This is a genomic window from Promicromonospora sukumoe (assembly GCF_014137995.1).
In the GTDB taxonomy this organism is placed as follows: domain Bacteria; phylum Actinomycetota; class Actinomycetes; order Actinomycetales; family Cellulomonadaceae; genus Promicromonospora; species Promicromonospora sukumoe.
In genome coordinates, this window is the sequence record NZ_JACGWV010000001.1 from 938,371 (window position 1) to 959,881 (window position 21,511).

Below are 21,511 nucleotides of genomic sequence, written 5' to 3' on the forward strand. Positions count from 1 at the left end.
GTCTCCGGGCCCGCCGCGGGCGGCTGCTGCGCCGGGGTTGCGGAGTTCACCCGGTATTTCGCTCTTCGTCCTGGTGGTGCGCGGCTAGCGTTCGGGTGTTCTCCAGAAAGCGCGGAAAGGCACCTTCATGACGCAAGACCCGTTCGTCCCGCCCGCGGGCCCGACGTTCCCGGCCGCACCGCCGGTGCCTACCGGTCCGGTGGCGCCCGGCGACTCGTCGACGGCCGGCCCGACGGCGGGCCCGGTGACGGCGCCGTACTGGACGCCGCAGTCCGCGCGGCCTCCGGTACGCAGCGCGGCGGGGCTGGGCGTCGCCGTGATCGTGCTCGCCTCGGTGTGGACCGCTGTCCAGGTCCTGGTGTCCCTGCTGGCGCCCGAGGCCGTCAAGGCCCTCCGGCGGGCGGACCTCGCGGGCCTCGGCGCGCGCGACAGCAACTTCACGACCTACGACGCCGCCGGCCTGCTCTCGGTGCTGGTCCAGGTCGCGGCGTTCCTGGTCACCTGCTTCTGGCTCACCGCGAGCCGGAACATCGCGACGGCGGTCAACCCGACCTTCGCCCACAAGCGCGGGCCCGTCTGGGTCTGGCTCGGCTGGGTGGTACCCGTGGTCTCGCTGTGGTTCCCGTTCCAGGTGGTCCGCGACGTGGGGCGGTCGACGTCGCGCGCTTCCGTGCCGGCGATCGGTGGTTGGTGGGCCGCATGGCTCGTCTACCTCGGGACCTCCAACCTCGCGGGGCGCCTGACATCCAGTCCCACGGAGGGCTCGGCGGCCAACGCGGCCGATGTGCTCGTGGGGATGGAGGGCATCGCCACGGTGTCGATGATCGTCGCGCTCGTGCTGTGGGTCGGGATCGTCCGGGACATCACGCACGCGCAGCGTGCGCGCATCGCCGCACTGGGCTGAGCCCTCGCACCCGCCCGTCCGCCTGAACCCGACTCCTCGGGACCGATGAGTCCGGCGGGCGGGCGCCGTCCCTCTGGTAGTGCACCGGCAGCCGGCCGGTGCGACGGGTCCGGAGGGACGAGATGGATCAGGAGACGGAGTTCGACACGGCCGCCGCGGTGACGCGGTCGATGCTCGGCTGGGGAGTGGTTGCGGGGCCGTTCTACCTGGTGGTGGGGCTGGTCCTGGCGCTGACCCGGGACGGCTTCGACTTCTCGCGGCACCCGCTCAGCGTGCTCATGCTGGGCGATCTCGGCTGGATGCAGACCGCCAACCTGGCGCTGAGCGGGCTGATGGTGCTGGTCGCGGGGGTGGGCATGGCCCGGGCGCACGCGCGGGGCACGGGGATCGCCGTGGGGATCTACGGCGTCGCCATGATGGCGAGCGCGGTCTTCCCGCCCGACCCCATGCCCGGGTTCCCGCCCGGCCAGGACGGCGCCACGACGCCGGGGACGTCCGGCATCCTGCACCTCGCGTTCGGCGGCGTCGGGTTCGTGTCCCTGGCCGTGGCCGCTCTGCTCCTCGGCGGCTGGTTCGCCCGGCGCGGCGAGGGCCGGGCAGCCGTGTGGTCCCGGGTGGCGGGCGTCGTCGTCCTCGTGGGGTTCGTCGGGGGCGTCGCGCTGGGACCCTCGGGGATGGCCGGCCTGTGGCTCGCCGTCGTCGTCGGGTTCGCCTGGCTCCTGCTCGCCTCGCTGCGGCTGTACCGGACGGTGCCGCACCCGGAGGTGGCGCGCCGCTGACGACGGTCCCTGCGGCAGCCGCCTGCCGCAGGGACCGCCGGTCAGGTGGTGACCTGGTCCCGGATCCAGCCCGCGTGGCCGCCGAAGGCGCCGAGCTCCTCGTCGCCCTCGATCCGCGCCTCCACGGCCGCGACCAGCTCCAGGCCTGCCGCGACGCTGCCCGACTCGACCCCCAGCTCGGCGGCCAGCAGGGCCGCGCGGCACCAGCGGGCGACGTCGTCCGACTCCCGCAGGAGGGACTCGGCACGGCCCGCCAGCGCGTAGGCCTCCTCCAGGGCGCCGTCGTGCAGGCCGCGGAAGCGGCCCGTGTCCAGGTCCTCGTCGGCGATCACCCGGGCGTGCTGCTCCAGGGTCTCGGGGAGCTGGACACGCAGCTCCGCGAGCTCGTCGGGGTCGGTCGAGTCGGCCAGGGCCGCCTCGCACGCCCGCGTCGCGCCGGTCATGATCCGGCTCGCCTCGGCGACGTCGCGGTTGCGGACCGCCCACGCCCAGGCGCGGGTGGTGCGGACCTGGTGCAGCGCGTCGCCCACCTCGGCCCACAGGTCGGCGGCCCGCTCGTAGGCCAGCTCGGCCGACAGGCCCTCCCCGGCCCGCTCCAGGGCCTCCGCGGCCAGGGTGGCGAGCATCGCGTGGTCGTCCTGCTCCGGCCAGTGCTGCGCCACCTGCGCCGCGGCGAGCCAGTGCCGGGCCGCCTCCGCGGGCTCGTGGCGGTGGGCGGCGCACTCCCCGAGCCACCAGCGGACCTGCACGAGGTTGCCCTCCCCGTGCACCTCGGGGGAGGGGTCCAGGTCGGTCAGGGCCTGCTCCAGCACCGGCGCCGCCTCGTCGTGCCGACGGCCCGCCATGAGGAGGCCGCCGAGCCGGGTCCGGGCCGCGACCGCGAACCGCGGGTCGGTGAGATCGGCCCACGCCACCGCCTCGTACGCGTGGTGCACGGCGCCCGGCAGGTCCTCCTGGGCAGCCAGCACCTCGGAGAGCTGCAGGTGCGCGCCCGCGCGCCAACCGGGGGCCGCGGCGTCTCCGGCCTGGTCGATCGCCTCCGACATCCCCGCCGCCATGCCCGCCAGGTCGTCGTTCGCCTTGGCCTGTTCGTACCGGTCGAGCGCCGCGCGGACGGCGACGGGCATGTCGCCGTCGGCCCCGTCGTCAGCCCCGGGCCCGACGTCGGAGGCGACACCCGCGCCGGCGTCGTCGTCCCGGCCGGTGCCCGTGGCGCCGTCGGAACCGCCGGCGTCCCCGGCCGGCCCCGCGCCACCGGCAGCCACGGCACCACCGGAGACCACCGGCAGCACCGCGCGTAGGCCCAGCGGCAGCCGGTCCAGCAGCGGCTCGGCTCCCAGGCCGGCCCGCACCCGCTCGCTCACCGCCGTCGTGCCGTTGCGGGCGTCGAACCGGCCGGCCAGCGTCAGCGCCTCGGTCCGGGCGTGCTCGGCGAGGTCGGCCGCGGTCCAGGAGCGCCCGGCCGGGCCGGGCACCCGCAGGTCGCCGCGGCCCAGGGCGACCAGGCGGTCCATGAGCAGCGCGGTCACGGCGTAGAAGCCCATGCGGGGCTCGGGCTCGCCGTCGGCCTGGAAGTAGGCCGGGGTGTCGGCGAGCAGCTCGAGCCCGCGCGCCTCGTTGCCGGTGAGCGCGCAGAACTCGATGTGCTTGGCCACGGAGTGCATCAGGCTTTCCGAGCCCTTGACCATGGGGTAGCCGCGCAGGTGGTTGGTCCGGGCCTCCGTCAGCCGACCCAGCCGGACCAGGGGCAGCAGCGACCGCGCCAGCGCGCGGTGCGGCTCCTCGGCGCAGGTCTGCTGCCCGTCGAGCACGGGCTGCCAGTGCCGGACCGCCTTCGCGTCGTCGCCGCCGTCGGCGTAGAACTCGCCCTGCCGGGCGGTCTCGCAGGCGTGGCAGTCCGCCATCTCGCCGCGCTCGGCGGCCAGCCAGCCGTCGAACGCCCGCTGCGCGCGCCCCGTGTCGCCGACGTGGTCGGCGATGTAGAACTCGGACATCCGCACGGCCCGCTCGGTGTGCCCGGCCAGGCGGTAGCGGCGGTCCATCTCCGTCAGCCAGTTCTCGATGGCGGCCAGCGGCACGCGGGGCAGGTCGAGCATGCCCGTCGTGACCCACTTGAAGTCCCAGAACAGGGAGTGGGTGGTGGAGTGGTCGAAGACGGTCGGGTCCTGGTCCCACAGCCGCAGGACGCGCGCGAACGGGACCAGCATCTTGTGCCGGTCCGCGCTGAACTCGTAGGCGCTGATCAGGTGGAACAGTGCCTTGATCTCGGCCTCGGGGCCGAGCGCCTCGGCCTGGCCGACGATGTTCTCGGCGGCCGCGGCCTGCCCGGTGCCGTGGGGACGCTGGTTGTTCTCCCAGATCGCCTCCTGGAGCATCGCGAGGTCGGTGATCTGGGTCATCGGTCCTTCTCCTGGGTGTCGTCGGCCCGGTCACGGGGCTGGTCGTCGCGAGCCGGCGGGCGGGCCGGCGCCGCCCACTCCAGGAGCTCGCCGAACGCGCGGTTCACGAGCGCCTGGTCCACGGGACGCAGGGGCCGCCGGGCCTGGAGCAGCGACTGCCCGTACAGGGCCTCGACCGCCACGCCGGCCAGGTCGGGGTCGGGCAGCCCCGCGATGCGGCGCACCAGCGGGTTGAGGTGGTTCAGCACGAGCCTGGCGCGCGGCGCCTCCTCGCGCAGGGAGCCGAGGATGCCGGCCCACAGGTCGTCGGCCTGGCTCTCGGCCTCGGCGCGGGCGCGCTCGTGCCGGGCGGAGCGGTCGTCCAGGTGGATCGCCGCCAGCGACGCCGGGTGGAACGCCCGCGCGACGACGTCGCAGTCCAGCGGGTCGAGCCGGGTCCGGGCCGTAGCCAGCAGCGGTGCCAGTGCTAGCTCGGCCGACGGGTCCAGGTGGTCGAGGTGCGCCGTCACCACCGACGCGTCCAGCTCCTCGACGGCGACCTCGGGCCGGGCCAGGGGCAGGGCCTCGACCAGGGCGGCGTCGTAGGTGTACCCGCCGTTGACGACGGCCATGCCCTGCGCCGCGGCGATGGCGGAGACCTGCCGGAACTCGTCGACCGTGCGCGTGAAGTGCACCGTCCGGTGCCGCCGGGCCAGGTCGTCGAGCGTGAGCTCGCCCTCCGACGTCTCGAACGGCAGCCACGGGAGCATGGTCCGCAGCACGTCGTCGTCGTGCAGGGCGAGCGCCTTGACGCCCAGGTGGTGCACGGCGAGGAAGCGCCGCAGGCGCTCCGGGGAGGTGGCCGCGAGCTGCGCGAGCCAGTCGCGGACCCGGTCGCCCAGCGCCTCGCGGACGGCGGCCAGCGTCTCGTCCTCGTAGAGCTGCTCGCGGCTGGCCGTGGGCCGCAGGGCGTCCGTGTCCAGCACGCACCGCACGAAGAACGCCCAGTCCGGCAGCAGCGTCTCGGCGCGGTCCGTGAGCAGCATGCCCTTGAGGTGCACCCGGTGCCCGCCGCGCTGCGCGGGGCTGACGAGGCCGGGCAGCACGTAGGCCACGCCGCGGATGCCGACCAGCGGAAGGTCGAGCTCGATCGAGTCGAGCGGCGCGAAGCCGAACGTGTCCTGGCAGTACGCCGACAGCGCCGTCGTCCGCGCGGTCGGGCTGGTGTGCTCGACCTCCCACGGGGGCCGCTGCCCGGTGACCGGCTCGTCGCCCACGCGCACGTCGTAGGGCAGCAGCGCCCCGAAGTCGGCGGCCAGCCCGGCCACCGTGCCGGCGTCGAACCACTGCTCGCTGCCGTGGCGTGCCGTGAGGTGCACGGTCGTGCCCGGCTCCGGGTGCTCGTCGTCCGCCAGGGTGCGGACCGTGTACGAGCCGTCCCCGCGCGCGACCCACTCCACGGGCAGCGCGTCCGGCGTCCGGGCCGAGCGGCTCACCACCCGGATGGTCTCGGCCACGACGAAGCACGCCAGCAGGCCGATGCCGAACTGGCCCAGGAACTCCTTGCGGGCCTCCTGCAGGCCGTCCCGCTTGGAGCTGCGCCCGATCGTGGCCAGGAGCTGGTGCACCTCCGGCTCGGTGAGCCCGATTCCGGAGTCCGTGACCCGCAGCGCGGTGCCGGTGGCGTGGATGCGGACCGTGCCGGGGGCGCCGGGGTCCAGGGCGCGTCGCGCGGTGATCGCGTCGACGCCGTTCTGCAGCAGCTCGCGGACGTACACGCGGGGGCTGGCGTACAGGTGCTGGGACAACAGGTCCACCAACCCGCGAAGGTCGACCTGGAACGTGTGCGGTGATTCCGTCGGGGTCTCGTGCGTCGTCATGGTGGGCGCGATGCTAGTGGGGCCCACTGACACCCCCTCACGAATGTCCGCCACGTAACCTGCCTGCATGACCACGAGCGCACCGTCGTCCCGCCCGCCGCGGGCAGAGCTGCACGTGCACGTCGAGGGCACCCTGGAGCCCGGCCTGGCCTTCGAGCTGGCGGCCCGCAACGGCGTCGCCCTGCCCTATCCGGACCCGGCGAGCCTGCGCGCCGCCTACGACTTCGCCGACCTCGGCTCCTTCCTGGAGCTGTACACCGCGAACATGGCCGTGCTGCGCACCGCGGCCGACTTCGCCGACCTGACCCGCGCCTACCTGACGCGCGCGGCCCGCGCGGGGGTCCGGCACGCCGAGATCAGCTTCGACCCGCAGGCCCACCTGGCGCGCGGCGTCCCGCTGGAGGACGTCGTCGGCGGCATCGCGTCCGTCCTGGCGACCAGCGCCGCCGACCACGGCGTCTCGACCCTGCTCATCGCCTCGTTCCACCGCGACAAGCCCGTCGTCGACGCGCTCGACGTGCTCGACCGGCTCCTCGCGACGCGCGCGCCGATCGTCGGCATCGGCCTGGACAACGCCGAGATCGGCTACCCGCCCGGCCTGTTCACCGACCTCTACGCACGCGCCCGCGAGGCCGGGCTGCGCCGCACCGCGCACGCGGGAGAGGAGGGCCCCGCCGCGAACGTCCGCGACGCCCTCGACCTGCTGCACGCCGAGCGGATCGACCACGGCATCGCCGTCGTCCAGGACCCCGACCTGCTCACCCGCGTCGCCGCCGAGCAGGTCCCGTTCACGGTCTGCCCGGTCTCCAACGTGCGGCTGCGCGCCGTCCCGTCCCTGACCGAGCACCCCCTGCCCGCCATGATCGAGGCGGGCCTGCTGGTCAGCATCAACTCCGACGACCCGCCCTACTTCGGCGCCTACGTGGACGACGTCGACGACGCCGTCACCGCCGCCCTCGGCCTGACCCGCGACCAGCGCGCGGCGCTCGCGGCGGCGTCCTTCCAGGGTTCGTTCCTGCCCCGCGACCGGGTGGTGGCACACCTGGCGGACGTCGAGGCCTGGCGTGTCGCCGGCGCCTGAGCCCTCGCCGGCGGCCACGCCCGCCGCGGGCGGACGACGTCGTCAGCCCCGCAGCAGCGCCGACCCGACCGTCCCGGCCGCCTCGTCGAACGCGGCCGTCCGCGCGGCCTCGTCCCCGGGCAGCAGCCCGGCCAGCTCCAGCGACACGAGCCCGTGCACCAGCCCCCACAGCCCGACGGCCGCGCTCAGCACGTGCCCGGCCGGCGCGCCCGGCAGGGCCCGGGCGACGGCGTCGTGCAGCACGGTGAAGGTCGGGCTGTCGACGGCGCCCGCCGGGTCGCGGTCGGCCGGGGTCACGCCGCGGTAGAACATGACGCGGTAGAAGTGCGGGTCGGCCAGGGCGAACCTGCGGTAGGCGCGGCCGAGGTCGCGCAGGTCCGCCCCCGGGTCCTCGCCCTGCCCGACGGCGGCCAGGTGCTCGGCGAACCGCCGGAAACCCTCCTCGCTCACGGCCTCGACCAGCGCCTCGCGCGAGCCGAGCAGCGCGTAGACCGCCGACGCGCTGGTCCCGGCGTCGGCGGCGACCTTCCGCACGGTGACGGCGGTCTCGCCGTCGGCCGAGACGATCCGGGAGGTGACCTCCAGGAGCCGGGTGCGCAGGGCGTCGTCGTGCAGTCGCGGTCGGGCCATGCCGAGAGTCTAGAAGTCTTGACGCGAGTTTGCGAACGTTGTTTGATAACACTGTTACAAAACAACGGAACCCCCAGGAGGACGTCGTGCTCGAGCTCTCGGACCCCGCCCGCATCACCGCGGGCATCGTGCTGCTGACCGTCGTCGGGATCGAGTCCGGCGGCTTCTTCCTGCTCAAGGTCTTCGGCGGGCGCCTCGCCACGACCGACCTGCAGAAGAGCTTCTTCCGGGCCGGCCACGCGCACGCGGGCGTGCTGGTGATCCTCGGCCTGCTCTGCCTGCTGCTCACCGAGGCGACGGGCCTGACCGGGTTCCTGCGCTGGCTCGCCGCCACCGGGGTGCTGGTCGCCGCGATCCTCATGCCGGCGGGCTTCTTCCTCTCCGCGATCGGGACGGGGCGCACCGCGCCCAACCGCGCCGTCGTGCTGCTGCCGGCCGGTGCGGTGGTCCTGGGCGCGGGCGTCGTGACGCTCGCGGGCGGCCTGCTGCTGGGCTGAGCGGCCCGCGCTTATCCTGCCCCGGGCCCGCCCGGATCGCGCGGCCGGCCGGGCGCGTAGCGGGGCAAACCGGTCGACGGCCCGGTCCGGGACACACCGCGAGGGGTCCTGGGCCGGGCCGTCGTCGCCGGTTACGGTGGCGACATCATGGCGACCCGCACGTCGGCCCGGCGAGGTTCCGGGAAGAGTTCCGGGCAGGGCGCGAAGAGCGCCAGGCCCCGCGCCGCAGCGTCGAAGCGATCGACCCAGCGCCGGGGGGCTACCCGCCCGGCAGCCAAGGCTGCCTCCGCACCGTCCCGCCCGCCGTGGCCGGTGCGGGCGGTCCGCGGCCTCTGGATGGGCATGGCGCACGCGGTCGGCGGCGCCACCCGCGCCGCGGGGCCGCGACGGGCGCCGGACGCAGCGGACGAGGACGCACAGAACGCGGGAAAGAGCGGCGTGGCGAGGAACAGCACGAGCAAGAGCACAGGACAGCAGACGGAACCGGACCTGCCGGACCACCGGCGCGACGGCGTCGGCTTCGCGCTGCTCGCCGTGGCGGTCATCGTCGCGGCCCGGGAGTGGTGGGGGATCGACGGCCCCTTCGGCGACGGCGTGCACGCGGTGGTCGCGGGCACGCTCGGCGTCGCGGGCGTGGCCCTGCCCGTGCTGCTCATGTGGCTCGCCTTCCGCGTGATGCGCCACCCGGAGCGCACCCAGCAGAACGGCCGCGTGGCGATCGGGCTCGGCTTCCTGGTCGTCGCCACCTGCTCCCTGGTGCACATCAGCGCGGGCCTGCCCTCGCCCGCGGACGGCTTCGTCCCCGTGCAGGACGCCGGCGGCGTGATCGGGTTCCTCTTCGCCACGCCGGTGGTCACCGGGCTGACGCAGTGGTTCGCCATCCCGCTGTACGTGCTCGCCGGGTTCTTCGGCATCCTGATCGTCACGGCCACCCCGGTGCACCGCATCCCCGCGCGCCTGCGCGGCATGTACGACCGGCTCACCGGCAACCACCGCGAGGAGCACGCCGAGGACCCCGACGGGCTCTCCCTGGCCGACGGCGTCTCGGCGCACGACGGCAAGCCCGAGGCGAAGCGCCGCAAGCGCCGCACCAAGCAGGAGATCGCGGCCGAGAAGGAGCGCCTGGCCGGGTTCGTCGGCGACGAGGCGTTCGAGAAGGCCGCCGAGGTCGAGGAGCGGGCCGCGAAGGCCGGCAAGCTCATGACCCAGCGCATCCCCACCAGCCAGTCCGCCGGCAAGGTCACCGGCGCCCCCGCCATCGGCCCGGGCGTGCTCGGTCCGGACGGCGAGCCGACGTCGTCGGCGTCGGCGAAGAAGGACGGGCCCCGGCCGCCTGAGGCGGGCGAACCGATGCCGCGGGGCGTGCAGCCCATGCTGGAGGGCGACACGGTCTACCTGCTCCCGGACGAGGACGTGCTGGTCCAGGGGCCGCCGCACAAGGCGCGCTCGGCCGCGAACGACCGCGTGGTCGAGTCGCTGACCGGCGTGTTCGAGCAGTTCGGCGTGGACGCGAAGGTCACCGGCTTCAGCCGCGGACCGACGGTCACGCGGTACGAGGTCGAGGTGGGGCCGAAGACCAAGGTCGAGCGCATCACCTCGCTGTCCAACAACATCGCGTACGCCGTGGCGAGCGCGGACGTGCGCATCCTGTCGCCCATCCCGGGCAAGTCCGCGATCGGCATCGAGATCCCGAACTCCGACCGCGAGACGGTCGTGCTGGGTGACGTGCTGCGTTCCGGCGCCGCGCGCCGCACCGAGCACCCGATGGTGATGGGCGTGGGCAAGGACGTCGAGGGCGGCTACGTCGTTGCGAACCTCGCGAAGATGCCGCACATCCTCGTGGCCGGTGCCACGGGCGCCGGTAAGTCGAGCTTCATCAACTCGATGATCACCTCGATCCTCATGCGGTCCACCCCCGAGCAGGTGCGTCTGATCCTCGTGGACCCCAAGCGCGTCGAGCTGACGATCTACGAGGGCATCCCGCACCTGATCACGCCGATCATCACCAGCCCCAAGAAGGCCGCCGAGGCCCTCGACTGGGTGGTGCGCGAGATGGACGCCCGGTACGACGACCTGGCGACCTTCGGCTACAAGCACGTCGACGACTTCAACGTCGCTGTCCGCGCGGGCAAGGTCAAGCCGCTCCCGGGCTCGGAGCGCAAGATCGCGCCGTACCCGTACCTGCTCGTGGTGGTCGACGAGCTCGCGGACCTCATGATGGTCGCCCCGCGCGACGTCGAGGCCTCGATCCAGCGCATCACGCAGCTCGCGCGCGCCGCGGGCATCCACCTCGTGCTGGCCACGCAGCGCCCGTCCGTCGACGTCGTGACCGGCCTCATCAAGGCGAACGTGCCCTCACGGCTCGCCTTCGCGACCTCCTCGCTCGCCGACTCGCGCGTGGTCCTGGACCAGCCCGGCGCCGAGAAGCTCATCGGCCAGGGCGACGCCCTGTTCCTGCCCATGGGCGCGGCCAAGCCGATGCGCGTCCAGGGCGCGTGGGTCACCGAGTCCGAGGTGCACCAGGTCGTCGAGCACGTCAAGAGCCAGCTCAAGCCGATCTACCGCGAGGACGTCGCCGCGCCCGCCGCGGCCAAGAAGCAGGTCGACGAGGACATCGGCGACGACCTCGACCTGCTGCTGCAGGCGACCGAGCTCGTGGTCACCACCCAGTTCGGCTCCACGTCGATGCTGCAGCGCAAGCTCCGCGTGGGCTTCGCCAAGGCGGGGCGGCTCATGGACCTCCTGGAGTCGCGGGAGATCGTGGGGCCCTCCGAGGGCTCCAAGGCGCGCGACGTGCTCGTGGCCGCCGACGACCTGCCGTCCGCGCTCGCCCTCATCCGGGGCGAGGAGCCGGCCGGGGTCTTCGACCAGTCCGACGGCGGGTCCGACGACGGCGCGTCCGCCGGGCCGTCGTCGTCCGGCGGCGACCAGTACGCCGACGGCACGGACGGGCACATGCCGCCCGTGGCGCGCGACTACCACGACGACGCCGAGCCGGTGCGCTGACCCGTCAGACCACCCCGCACGTGTCAGACGCTCAGGTCCCTCGGGGGACCTGAGCGTCTGACACGTCCAGCAGCGTCTGACACGTGCGGGGCGGGCTAGCGCTGGACGACGACGGGCGGCTCGCCCGCCGGCCGCTTGGGCGGCATCCGCTGCTCGCGCGCGGTGTCTCCCGCCGCGGCCTGGGCGAGGCGGAGCCGGTCCTTCAGCTCGCCGACGCCGAGCTGCCCGCGCTCCGGGTGCGCCAGCGCCTCGCGCGTGACCCGCAGCCGGTGCCCGGCGGGGATGTCCACGGTGGTGGCCGCCCAGCGCGCGTCCGTGACCCGGGCGGGCGCGCCGGGCGGCTGCACGATGTCCGCGACCAGCAGCAGGCCGACGGCGGACGCCGCCACGCAGCACTCCGACCCCTGGTTGGAGATCATGTTGCCGAGGCCGTAGGCCACCCACATCCCGTCGCCGCCCGGCCCGCCGCGCAGGTGCGACACGGGCTGCGGCACGTGTGCGTGGTGCCCGATCACGAGGTCCACCTGCCGGGAGCGGGCCAGCGCCTTGACCGTCTCCTTCTGGTGGTCGGTGGGCGCGGTCACGTACTCGGTGCCGTCGTGCAGGCTGACCAGCACCACGTCCGCGCCCGCCTTCCGCGCCGCCCGGGCCTGCTGCACGATCCGCTCGGCGTCGATGAGCTCCACCGACCAGGCGCCGCGGGGCGGCTCCAGCCCGTTGAGCCCGTACGCCGCCGACAGGTGCGCGACCGTGACCGTCCGGCCCTCGCGGCGCAGCTCGTAGACCTGCGGGGCGAGGGACTCGCGCTTGTCGCGCGCCGTCCCGACGTGGCCCATCCCGGCGCGGTCGAGCGCCTTCAGGGTCGCGACGACGCCGTCGTACCCTGAGTCGGCCGCGTGGTTGGACGCCGTCGAGCAGCCGTCCCAGCCCTGCTCGCCCAGGTCGCGGACGATCTCCTTGGGCGCGCGGAAGACGGGGTAGCCCGCGGGCTGCGTGCCCGGCGGCGCCACGGGCACCTCCAGGTGGCACAGGGCCAGGTCGGCGCGCTCCACCCAGGTGTCCACGCCCGCCAGCAGCGGGGAGTAGTCGATGCCGTCCGCCGTGGTCGCCGACTCGTTCAGCGGCGCGTGGGTCAGCACGTCGCCCGCGGCGAGCAGCGTCAGCTCGACGTCCTTCGGCGGGGGCTCGGGCTCGGGGGACGGCGACGGCGCGGGCGGGGACGACGTCGTCCCGGGGTCGCCCGAGCCGGTGGAGGCGGGTGCGCCCGGAAGGGGCGTGCAGCCCACGACCGTGACGACGAGTGCGCAGGTGACTGCTGCGGACGTGAGGTGCCGCAGGACGCCGACGGTGGCCACCCCCGGATGTTATGGCAGGCCGCGTGCGGGAGCCAGCCGACGTGCCGTGGCGCCGGCCCGTCCGGGACGCGGGTGAACCGCGGCTAGGCTTGAGCAATGGTCAACGACGCTCCGTCGCCCTGGAACATTGCGAACATCGTCACGATGATTCGCATCGCCATGGTCCCGTTCTTCGCCTGGGCACTTCTCGTCGAAGGCGGGGACGACACGACGTGGCGGCTCGTGGCCACGGCGATCTTCGTGGTCGCGGCGGTGTCCGACAAGGTCGACGGCTATCTCGCCCGGTCGAGGGGCCTCATCACCGACCTCGGCAAGCTGCTCGACCCGATCGCGGACAAGCTGCTCGTGGGTGCCGCCCTCATCCTGCTCTGGATCCCGCTCGGCGAGCTGCCGTGGTGGATCCCGGTCGTGATCCTGGTGCGCGAGCTCGGCATCACGTTCATGCGCCTGGGCATGGTCAAGTACGAGGTGATGCCCGCGTCGCGTGGCGGCAAGCTCAAGACCGTGCTGCAGACCGTGGCGATCTCGCTGTTCCTGCTGCCGCGCGAGGGCCTCGACTGGCTCACCGTGATCGCCTGGGTCGTGCTGATGGCGGCGTTCGTCGTGACGGTCGTGACCGGCGTCGAGTACGTGTACCAGGGCTGGAAGATCCGGCGCGACGCCCGGGCGCAGGCGTCGCGCTCGTGACCGCGGCCGAGCTGCTGGACGCCGCCGCCGCGCGCGGCTGGACCATCGGCGTCGCCGAGTCGCTCACGGGCGGGCTCGTCACGGCGACGCTCGTGTCGGTGCCCGGCGCGTCCAAGGTGCTGCGGGGCGGCGTCGTCGCTTACGCCACCGACCTGAAGGCCGCGCTGCTCGGCGTGGACGCCGACCTGCTCGCCGAGCGGGGCGCCGTGGACGAGGCGGTCGCGGCCCAGATGGCGGACGGCGTCCGCCGGGCGACGGGTGCCGACGTCGGCCTCGCCACCACCGGGGTCGCGGGCCCGGACCCGCAGGACGGCAATGCGCCGGGTGTGGTCTTCGTCGCAGTAAGTACTCCTGTGGTCTCCGAGGTGCACCGCCTGGACCTCGCCGGCGAGCGGCCGCAGATCATCGGCGACGCCGCGCGCGGCGTGATCGAGCTCGCGTCCGTGCTCGTCAGCGAGGCGCCGGGTGAAAAAAGCGAGTCTGACCCGAATCCCCAGCCTGAAGTTACAGACAAGTGAAACTTCTTGGCCTAATCTTGCACAGGGCTTGACGCGGGCACACTTCGGGAACAAGGCTCATACCAACAGCGTTGGTCCCGGTGTGATCACGAACAGGCCGACCACTCGGGGCCGGCGCAAGAACCCCGCGGGTGCGGGGTACGGTAGAACGACCTCCGGACTCGGGGGCCGCACCACACGCAAGGCGCGTCCGGTCCAGGCAGGGCAGGGCGTGAGTTCAGGGACAGGCACTGAAAGGGGGCGCGAGATGGTCGTACTACGGCGAGAAATCGGAGACGTGCTGCGAGACACGCGGCAGCGTCAGGGGCGCACCCTCCGTGAGGTGTCGTCGGCGGCGCGGGTGTCGCTGGGTTACCTCAGTGAGGTGGAGCGTGGTCAGAAGGAGGCGTCGTCCGAACTTCTCGGTTCCATCTGCGAGGCGCTCGACGTGCCGCTGTCCTTGGTGCTGCGTGAGGTGAGCGACCGCGTGGCGGTGGCCGAAGGATTCCAGATTCCCGACACGATCCCGGCGGACTTCGTCGCCGGGCTGCTGGCCAGGGGAGGCGACCGGACCGCAGCGCGGCGCGAGGTCGACCCCTCGGACCTGGCACCGGTCGGCTGACACGCCGGCCGGGGCGAGAGCCGCGGCGAGGCAGACCAGGGCGGGGCACCACTCGGTGCCCCGCCCTGGTGCGTTCCCGGGCGGGCCTCGCCGCGCCCGGGTGCTGCCACGCCCGGCCGTTCTCGAAGCGGGCCGGGCGGGCGCGAACCTACACGGAGCGCTGCGCCTGGTCCTGCGTGCGGCCCTGCGCGGGGCCGGCCTGACAGGTCGGGCACCAGTAGACGGGGCGCTCGTAGGGCTTCTCGTTCGCCGTGCCCACGCTGATCGGGGTGCCGCACCTGTGGCACGGCCGGCCCGCGCGGCCGTGCACGTGCAGCTCGACGGCGCCCAGGCCGCGGGCGCGCCCGACGGCGACGCTGCGCTCCATGAGCCGGCGGGCCGTCCGCAGCAGGACGGCGCGCTCGCCGTCGGGCAGGGTGCCGGCCGCCTGCCACGGCCAGAGCCGCCGCGCGAACAGCGACTCGGCCATCCAGATGGTGCCGAGGCCCGCGACGGTGCGCTGGTCCAGCAGCGCGGCGCACAGGGGGCGGTCGGCCTCGCGGGCGAGCCGGACGACGCCGTCGGCCAGCCCGGTGGTGGGGAAGTCGTCGCCGAGCACGTCGGGGCCCAGGCCGTTCAGCACGCGCCCCTCGTCGTGCGTGCGCACCAGGTCGAGCATCCCGAGGTGCCAGCCGATGGCGGTCCAGGCGTCCGTCGCGAGGACCGCGCGGACGGCCGGGTGCCGGGCCGTGGCCTCCCGCGAGCCCGTGCGGTGCACCCGCCAGTAGCCGTCCATCCGCAGGTGGGTGTGCAGGGTGCGGCCGTCGTCGAGCCGGGTGAGCAGGTGCTTGCCGTACGCGCTGGTCTCCAGCGCGGTGGCCCCGGTCAGGTTCGCGGCGCCGGCGCTGGGCCAGCGCAGCTCGGCCCGGACCAGCGGCAGACCACGTAGCGCCGCGGTGAGGCGCTCGGCGGTGAGGCGCAGGACATCCCCCTCGGGCACGGGCGCTCCCCTCGTCGTGGGGCTTCAGCGTAGTGCGCGCCCGGCCCGGGAAGGCGGCACAACCGGCATATCACCCATGTGATCTGGTCTGGGCCGGAACCCAGGCCCCAGGCCGCCCACGGCCGGTCAGGGATGGCCCCCAGTGCGGGTCAGGGCGTGACCGGGGGTAAACCCGATGGCTTTCCGGCTCCCGCTCCAGCACCCTTGTGCCATGACCGTAGTAACCGCTGACCTGGGGCGACACCCAGACCAGTCGATTGCCTCCCCTGACCCCCGCAACACCCGGACCGTGAGCTGGTTCGGTGCGACCGCCCTGCTGCCGATGATCGGCGCGCACGTGCTCGGCGCGTCCGTCGTCGACCCGGTGCTCGACCCCATCAGCTGGTACGCCTTCGTGCCCGGCGGCGGCGAGATGATCCTCGCCGGCGGGGTGATCCTGGCCGTCCTCGGCCTGATCCTCACGGTACGGATGTACCGCACCGGGCTCGCCGCCGGCCTGGTGCCCGCGGGCGCCATGATCGTCTACGCCGTCTCGATGGTGCTGGTCGGCGCGTTCCCCACCGACCCGCCGGGGACGGACGCCTCGCTCTCCGCGATCATCCACCGGGTCAGCGCCGCCACGGCGTTCTGCGTGCTGCCGCTCGTCGGCCTGAGCCTGGAGCGGACCATCGTCCGGCCGCGTTCGGTCTTCCCGCGCGCCCTGCGGTCGGCGGCCGCCGCGCTCGGCGTGGCGGTCGGGCTGTTCCTGGTGATCCACCTGTCGCTGGTCTTCTTCGCGGACTCGGGCATCGCGGCCTTCGGCCTCATCGAGCGGGTCGGGTTCGTGATCATGATCGCGTACCTGTTCCTGCTGGCCGTGACCCTCGACCGTGAGAGCCCGGAACCGTTGCTGGGCGAGACCGGGCCGCTCGACGGGATCGGGCCGCTCGACGACGCGACCCCGGCCCTGGCGTTCAGCGGACCGAGATCCGCAGACCTCGTGGAGTGATCGCGAAGCCCGCCTCGACCAGCGCCCGCGCCGCCGGATGGTGCCGCGCGGCCTCCAGGGCGGGCACGCCGTCGACGCGCTGGACCACCAGCCGACCGAGCCTGCCCTCGCGCACCGTCCTGGCCAGCGCCGCCGCCGCCGTCGCGAGCCGGGCGGGGTGCTCGGTGAACGAGAGCACCGTGCGGCCGCCCCGTTCGACGAACAGGGTCAGGTCGCCGTGGGTGAGCACCACGACGGCGCCGGCCTTGCGGCCAGGCCGGTGGGCCGCCGTCGCCCGGGTGGGCGTGTCGTCCGGTGTGCCGTCGGCGGACGGGGTGGAGTCCGCCTCGGGTTCCTGGCCCGTTGGGATCGCCTGGACCGCCGGGCCCGTCAGGGCGGCGGGGCCTGCCGGGCCTGCCGGGCCGGAAGGCCAGGCGAGCGCCGCGCCGTAGGGGTTGGCGGGGTCCATTGCGGCGAGCACGACGGCGCCGGCCGTGGTGCCAGCGCGCGTGCCGCCGGCGCCCGCGCTGCCCGCGCCCGTGGGGGTCGCCGTCGTCCGCTCGGCGTCCTCCAGCTCCGCCTCGACGACCCGCGTGCGGTCGGTCGCGTCCACGCGCAGCCGGTCGACGGCGCCGGGGAGGGCGAACTGCGACCCGCCGAGGTGCTCCACGAAGTACCCGCGGCGCACCGCGCCGCGCTCCTCCAGGCCGGACAGCACGCGGTACACGTCGTGGTAGCCGGCCCCGACACCCTCGGCGGCCGCGGCCGACCGGGTGAGCACTCCGTGCCGTTCGAGCAGCACCTGGGTCAGGGCGTGGGCGCGCACCGTGGGGTCGGCCTCGCGCAGGGGCAGGGCCGCCCAGCGCCCGCTGCCGCCCACGGTCGAGGCGCCGGACCGCAGCGCGGAGGCGGGACGACCGGGGGACACCGCGAACCGGGACCGGCGCACCGGCCGCGCCCGGGCGGCGGTGCGGGGCGCGCGGTGGGCGCCGCCGCCGCTGACCCGCTCCCGGAGCGCGCCCAGCCCGTCGTTGGTCACCTGACCGGCCCAGACGAGGTCCCAGAGCGCCTCGAGCACGGCGTCCGGCTCGGCGGCGGTGAGCTCGGTGATGCGGGGCAGGAAGAACCCGCCGGACCCGGTCAGCAGGTCCAGCACCGCGCGGTGCAGGTCGGAGTCGAGCGGGCTCTCCTCCTCGATCGGTTCCAGCGGTGGCAGCGTCAGCCCGGCGCCGTCGGCCAGGTGCAGCGAGACCAGGCCGTCCCCGCCGCCCGACCCGGGCAGGCGGGAGTGCCCGGCCCACAGCACCTCGCCCGCCACGGTCAGCTCGTCGAGCAGGGCGGGGGAGTAGTCGGTCACCCGGGCGGGCAGCACCAGGGTCTCCAGGGCCGACGCCGGGACCGCCGCCCCGGCGAGCTGCTCGATCGCCTGGACCAGCCCGTCGGCCCCACGCAGCAACCCCGTGGAGACGTTCTGCCACCGGGGCAGGAAGGCGCCCAGGGCCTCCTGCTCCACGGGCTCCACCTCGGCCCGCAGCACCGCGAGCGACCGTCGCCGCAGCAGGCGCAGCACGCCGGGGTCGCACCACTCGTCGCCGGTGCCGCCGAGCGCGCCGGGCCGCAGCCGCCCGCGGGCCAGCGCGCCGTCGGCCTCCAGCCGGGCCAGGCCCTGGGCGACGACCGCGACACCGAGGCCGAACCGCTGGGCCGGGGCCTGCGCGCCGAACGGTCCGTGCGTGCGGGCGTGCCGGCGCAGCAGGTCGCCGAGGGGGTCGGGGACCAGCTCCGTGAACGTCTCGGGGATGCCCACCGGGAGCGCCACGCCGAGCGCGTCGCGCAGCCGCCCGGCGTCCTCCGCGACCGCCCACTGCTCCAGGCCGGCGAACCGGACCCGGATCACGCGGCGCGTGGTCTCCAGCTCCTCGAGCCAGTGGGCGACGGCGTGCCGCGCGTCCTCACGGGTGCGGGCCTCCAGGGCGTCCAGCGGGTGCGGCCCCGTGCGCCGCAGCACGTCCCACAGCCCCTCGGCGTCGCGTGCCTGGCGGTCGGGGGCGAGCCCGGCGAGCTCGGCCTCGGTGCGTTCCACCGCACCCGGGTCGAGCAGGTCCGCCAGGTCGGCCGAACCCTGCTCCCCGAGCAGCTCGGCGAGCAGCTCCGGGTCGAGGGAGAGGGCCGCCGCACGGCGCTCGGCCAGCGGCGCGTCGCCGTCGTACAGGAACTGGGCGGTGTAGCCGAACAGGAGCGACTGCGCGAACGGCGACGGCGTCGGGGTGGTGACCTCGACGACCCGGACCCCGCCGGAGCCGATCTCGCGCATGAGGTCGGCCAGAGCCGCCACGTCGAAGTCGTCCTGGAGGCACTCGCGGGCCGCCTCCAGCGCGATCGGGAAGTCCGGGAACTGGCTGGCCACCTCCAGCAGCTGGGCCGAGCGCTGGCGCTGCTGCCACAGCGGCTGGCGCCGGTCCGGCCGGCGCCGGGGGAGCAGCAGGGCGCGGGCCGCGGCCTCGCGGAACCGCGCGGCGAACATGACGGAGGAGCCCAGCTCGTCGCGGACGGCGCCCAGCACCTCGTCGGGGTCCAGCAGCAGGTCCTCCAGCGTGACGCGGCCCGGGACGTGCTGGGGCTGCCCGTCGCCGGCGCCCGCGCCGAAACCGTCGCCCTCGCCCAGGAAGGTGGTCCCGTCGCCGTCGCCCAGGTACGTGGAACCCGTGCCGCCGTCGCCCCCGGACCCGGCAAGGTCTGCACCCGCGCCCCACGGGTCGCCGTCCCAGCCGCCGCCCGAGTCGGGCAGCCGCAGCACGATCCCGTCGTCCGAGTGCATCGCGGCCACGTCCAGGCCGAACCGCGCCCGCAGCCGGGCGCTGATCACGAGCGCCCACGGTGCGTGCACGCGCGCGCCGAGCGGCGAGTGGATCACCACGCGCCAGTCGCCGAGCTCGTCGCGGAACCGCTCGACCACCACGGTCCGGTCGTCGGGCACGCGTCCCGTGCCCAGCCGCTGCTCGGTGAGGTAGGCGGCGAGGTTGTCCGCCGCCCAGTCGTCGAGCCCGGCCTCGCGCAGGTGCTTGCGGCCGGCGTCGACGTCGGCGGCCAGAGCGGCGTCGGCCTCGCGGACGAACGCGCCCACGGCGCGCCCGAGCTCGGCCGGACGGCCGGGGGCGTCGCCCTTCCAGAAGGGCAGGCGGCCGGGCAGGCCGGGTGCCGGGGTGACCAGCACGCGGTCGGTCGTGATCTCCTCGATGCGCCAGGTGCTCGACCCCAGCGTGAAGGTGTCACCCACGCGGGACTCGTAGACCATCTCCTCGTCGAGCTCGCCCACGCGCTTGCCGCCGCGGGCCCGGCCGCCGCCGGACGAACCGCCGACGCTGTCGGCGAGCGTGCCGCCGTCGGCCGCCTCCGTGGCGAGGAAGACGCCGTACGCGCCCTTGTCGGGGATGGTGCCGCCGCTCGTCGCGGCCAGGCGCAGCGCGCCCGGGCGGCCGCGGAGCATGCCCGTGGCGCGGTCCCAGGTGATGCGCGCGCGCAGCTCGGCGAAGTCCTCGCTCGGGTAGCGGCCCGCGAGCATGTCGAGCACGGCCCGCCAGGTGGCGTCGCCCAGGTGCGCGAACGGGGCGGCCCTGCGGACCAGCGCGAGCAGCTCGGCCTCGTCCCAGTCGTCCACGGCGAGCGACGCGACGACCTGCTGCGCGAGCACGTCGAGCGGGTTGGCCGGGACGTGCATGTGCTCGATGGCGCCCGCGCGCATCCGCTGCGCGATGACGGTCGCCGGCACCAGGTCGCCGCGGAACATCGGGAACACCACGCCCTTGGACACCGCGCCCACCTGGTGCCCCGCGCGGCCGATGCGCTGCAGCCCGCTCGCGACCGACGGCGGCGCGCCGACCTGGACCACGAGGTCGACGGCGCCCATGTCGATGCCGAGCTCCAGGGACGACGTCGCGACCACGGCGGGCAGCCGGCCCTCCTTGAGCTCCGTCTCGGTGCGGGTGCGCTCCGCGCGGCTCATCGACCCGTGGTGGGCGCGCGCGAGCACGGTCTCGGTCTGTCCCTCCTGGTCCCCGTCCGCTCCCGGCGCCGTGGGCCGGCCCGGTACCGCCTCGGGCAGGCCACGCTCCCCGGGGACGGGCCGGGGGAACCCGGCGCTCGTGCCGGACTGGCCCGGCACCAGCGAGGCCCAGGTGCTGGCCGGGTCGGCGACCTCCAGCCCCTGCCGCTGGGCCCAGACCTCGTTCATGCGGGCGGTCAGCCGCTCGGCGCCGCGCCGGTTGTTGGTGAAGACGATGGTGGAGGTGTGGTCGGCCACGAGGTCGACCACGCGCTCCTCGACGTGCGGCCAGACCGAGGCCTTGCGCAGGGGCTGCGTCGCCTCGCCCGAGAGGTCGATCTCGTCGTCGCCGCTGCCCGGCCCCGTCTCGCGGGAGTCGCCGGGGTCCGGCACTCCCCGGCTCGGCGCGCTGCCGAGGTCCGCGAGGTCCGGCACGGGCACGACGACGTCGATGGCCCACTCCTTGTGCGACGGCGGCTGCACGACGACGACCTCACGTGCTCCCGTGCCGGTGCGGCCCCCGCCGAGGAACCCGGCGACGGCCTCGACCGGCCGCACCGTGGCGGACAGGCCGATGCGCTGCGCGGGCTTGTCGAGCAGCGCGTCCAGGCGCTCCAGGCTCAGGGCGAGGTGGGCGCCGCGCTTGGTGCCCGCGACGGCGTGGATCTCGTCGAGCACCACGGTCTCCACGCCCGCGAGCCCGGCGCGGGCCGACGACGTGAGGATGAGGAACAGGGACTCCGGCGTCGTGACCAGGATGTCCGGCGGGCGGGTGGCGAACGCGCGCCGCTCGTTCGGGGGCGTGTCCCCGGTGCGCATGCCGACGGTGACGTCGGGCACCTCGATGCCGTCCCGCGCGGCGGCCTGCCGGATGCCCGTCAGCGGGGAGCGCAGGTTGCGCTGCACGTCGGCGGCCAGCGCCTTCAGGGGCGACACGTACAGCACGCGGCACCGGCTCGCCCGGTCCTCCGGCGGCGGTGCCGACATGATCCGGTCGATCGACCAGAGGAACGCCGCGAGCGTCTTGCCCGACCCGGTCGGCGCGACGACGAGCGCGTGCTGGTCGCGCGCCACGGCATCCCACGCGCCGGCCTGGGCGGTGGTGGGCTGCGCGAACGCTCCCGTGAACCAGGTGCGGGTCGCTGGTCCGAACCGGGAGAGCGGGTCGTCGGGCGTGGGCATGGTCCCCATTGTGTCCCCGACCACT

General features: G+C 74.9%; 15 protein-coding genes. 9 read left to right on the plus strand and 6 right to left on the minus strand.

Going from position 1 to position 21,511, the window contains the following annotated elements; all coding sequences use genetic code 11:
* Positions 1 to 127 precede the first annotated feature (127 nt).
* A complete protein-coding gene (locus FHX71_RS04185; RefSeq protein ID WP_182614557.1) occupies positions 128 to 904 on the plus strand; it encodes a DUF4328 domain-containing protein in 777 nt (258 codons plus the stop codon).
* A 122-nt stretch (positions 905 to 1,026) separates the two neighbouring features.
* Positions 1,027 to 1,683, plus strand: coding sequence for a DUF998 domain-containing protein (locus tag FHX71_RS04190; protein ID WP_182614558.1), 657 nt, complete (start codon positions 1,027 to 1,029; stop codon positions 1,681 to 1,683).
* 41 nt (positions 1,684 to 1,724) lie between these two features.
* On the opposite strand, the gene FHX71_RS04195 is transcribed toward FHX71_RS04190, so the two are convergent.
* Positions 1,725 to 4,082, minus strand: a complete 2,358-nt coding sequence (locus FHX71_RS04195) for a tetratricopeptide repeat protein (RefSeq protein ID WP_182614559.1) — start codon at positions 4,080 to 4,082, stop codon at positions 1,725 to 1,727.
* On the minus strand, positions 4,079 to 5,941 hold the full coding sequence (locus FHX71_RS04200) for an HSP90 family protein (protein ID WP_182614560.1): 1,863 nt from the start codon (positions 5,939 to 5,941) through the stop codon (positions 4,079 to 4,081). Before FHX71_RS04200 ends, FHX71_RS04195 begins: the two co-directional genes overlap by 4 nt.
* Before the next feature lie 67 nt (positions 5,942 to 6,008).
* Here FHX71_RS04200 and add point away from each other — a divergent pair, with 67 nt between their 5' ends.
* On the plus strand, positions 6,009 to 7,022 hold the full coding sequence (add, locus tag FHX71_RS04205) for an adenosine deaminase (protein ID WP_182614561.1): 1,014 nt from the start codon (positions 6,009 to 6,011) through the stop codon (positions 7,020 to 7,022).
* A 42-nt stretch (positions 7,023 to 7,064) separates the two neighbouring features.
* Here add and FHX71_RS04210 read toward each other — a convergent pair whose 3' ends face one another.
* The gene (locus FHX71_RS04210; RefSeq protein WP_182614562.1) at positions 7,065 to 7,652 is read right to left on the minus strand and encodes a TetR/AcrR family transcriptional regulator; all 588 of its coding nucleotides are present in this window, start codon (positions 7,650 to 7,652) and stop codon (positions 7,065 to 7,067) included.
* 86 nt (positions 7,653 to 7,738) lie between these two features.
* Between FHX71_RS04210 and FHX71_RS04215 the strand changes: the two genes are divergently transcribed.
* Positions 7,739 to 8,149, plus strand: coding sequence for a hypothetical protein (locus FHX71_RS04215; RefSeq protein ID WP_182614563.1), 411 nt, complete (start codon positions 7,739 to 7,741; stop codon positions 8,147 to 8,149).
* Between the two features lie 342 nt (positions 8,150 to 8,491).
* Complete coding sequence (locus FHX71_RS04220; RefSeq protein ID WP_182614564.1) at positions 8,492 to 11,155, plus strand: FtsK/SpoIIIE family DNA translocase; 2,664 nt, start codon at positions 8,492 to 8,494, stop codon at positions 11,153 to 11,155.
* Positions 11,156 to 11,250: 95 nt separating this feature from the next.
* Here FHX71_RS04220 and FHX71_RS04225 read toward each other — a convergent pair whose 3' ends face one another.
* Positions 11,251 to 12,510, minus strand: coding sequence for a CapA family protein (locus tag FHX71_RS04225; protein ID WP_182614565.1), 1,260 nt, complete (start codon positions 12,508 to 12,510; stop codon positions 11,251 to 11,253).
* A gap of 96 nt (positions 12,511 to 12,606) precedes the next feature.
* Here FHX71_RS04225 and pgsA point away from each other — a divergent pair, with 96 nt between their 5' ends.
* From pgsA to FHX71_RS04240, 3 genes are all read left to right on the plus strand, one after another.
* On the plus strand, positions 12,607 to 13,197 hold the full coding sequence (gene pgsA / locus FHX71_RS04230) for a CDP-diacylglycerol--glycerol-3-phosphate 3-phosphatidyltransferase (RefSeq protein ID WP_182614566.1): 591 nt from the start codon (positions 12,607 to 12,609) through the stop codon (positions 13,195 to 13,197).
* Positions 13,194 to 13,715: a CinA family protein gene (locus FHX71_RS04235; protein WP_182614567.1), complete on the plus strand. Its 522-nt coding sequence runs from the start codon at positions 13,194 to 13,196 to the stop codon at positions 13,713 to 13,715. Before pgsA ends, FHX71_RS04235 begins: the two co-directional genes overlap by 4 nt.
* Before the next feature lie 247 nt (positions 13,716 to 13,962).
* Positions 13,963 to 14,316, plus strand: coding sequence for a helix-turn-helix domain-containing protein (locus FHX71_RS04240; RefSeq protein WP_182614568.1), 354 nt, complete (start codon positions 13,963 to 13,965; stop codon positions 14,314 to 14,316).
* Positions 14,317 to 14,464: 148 nt separating this feature from the next.
* Here FHX71_RS04240 and FHX71_RS04245 read toward each other — a convergent pair whose 3' ends face one another.
* Positions 14,465 to 15,295, minus strand: coding sequence for a DNA-formamidopyrimidine glycosylase family protein (locus FHX71_RS04245; RefSeq protein WP_182614569.1), 831 nt, complete (start codon positions 15,293 to 15,295; stop codon positions 14,465 to 14,467).
* Between the two features lie 289 nt (positions 15,296 to 15,584).
* Between FHX71_RS04245 and FHX71_RS04250 the strand changes: the two genes are divergently transcribed.
* Entirely contained in the window at positions 15,585 to 16,283 is a 699-nt protein-coding gene (locus FHX71_RS04250) for a DUF998 domain-containing protein (protein WP_182614570.1), read from the plus strand.
* Here the strand turns inward: FHX71_RS04250 and FHX71_RS04255 are convergent.
* The gene (locus FHX71_RS04255; RefSeq protein WP_182614571.1) at positions 16,249 to 21,495 is read right to left on the minus strand and encodes an Lhr family helicase; all 5,247 of its coding nucleotides are present in this window, start codon (positions 21,493 to 21,495) and stop codon (positions 16,249 to 16,251) included. The genes FHX71_RS04250 and FHX71_RS04255 overlap by 35 nt on opposite strands.
* Positions 21,496 to 21,511: the final 16 nt, after the last annotated feature.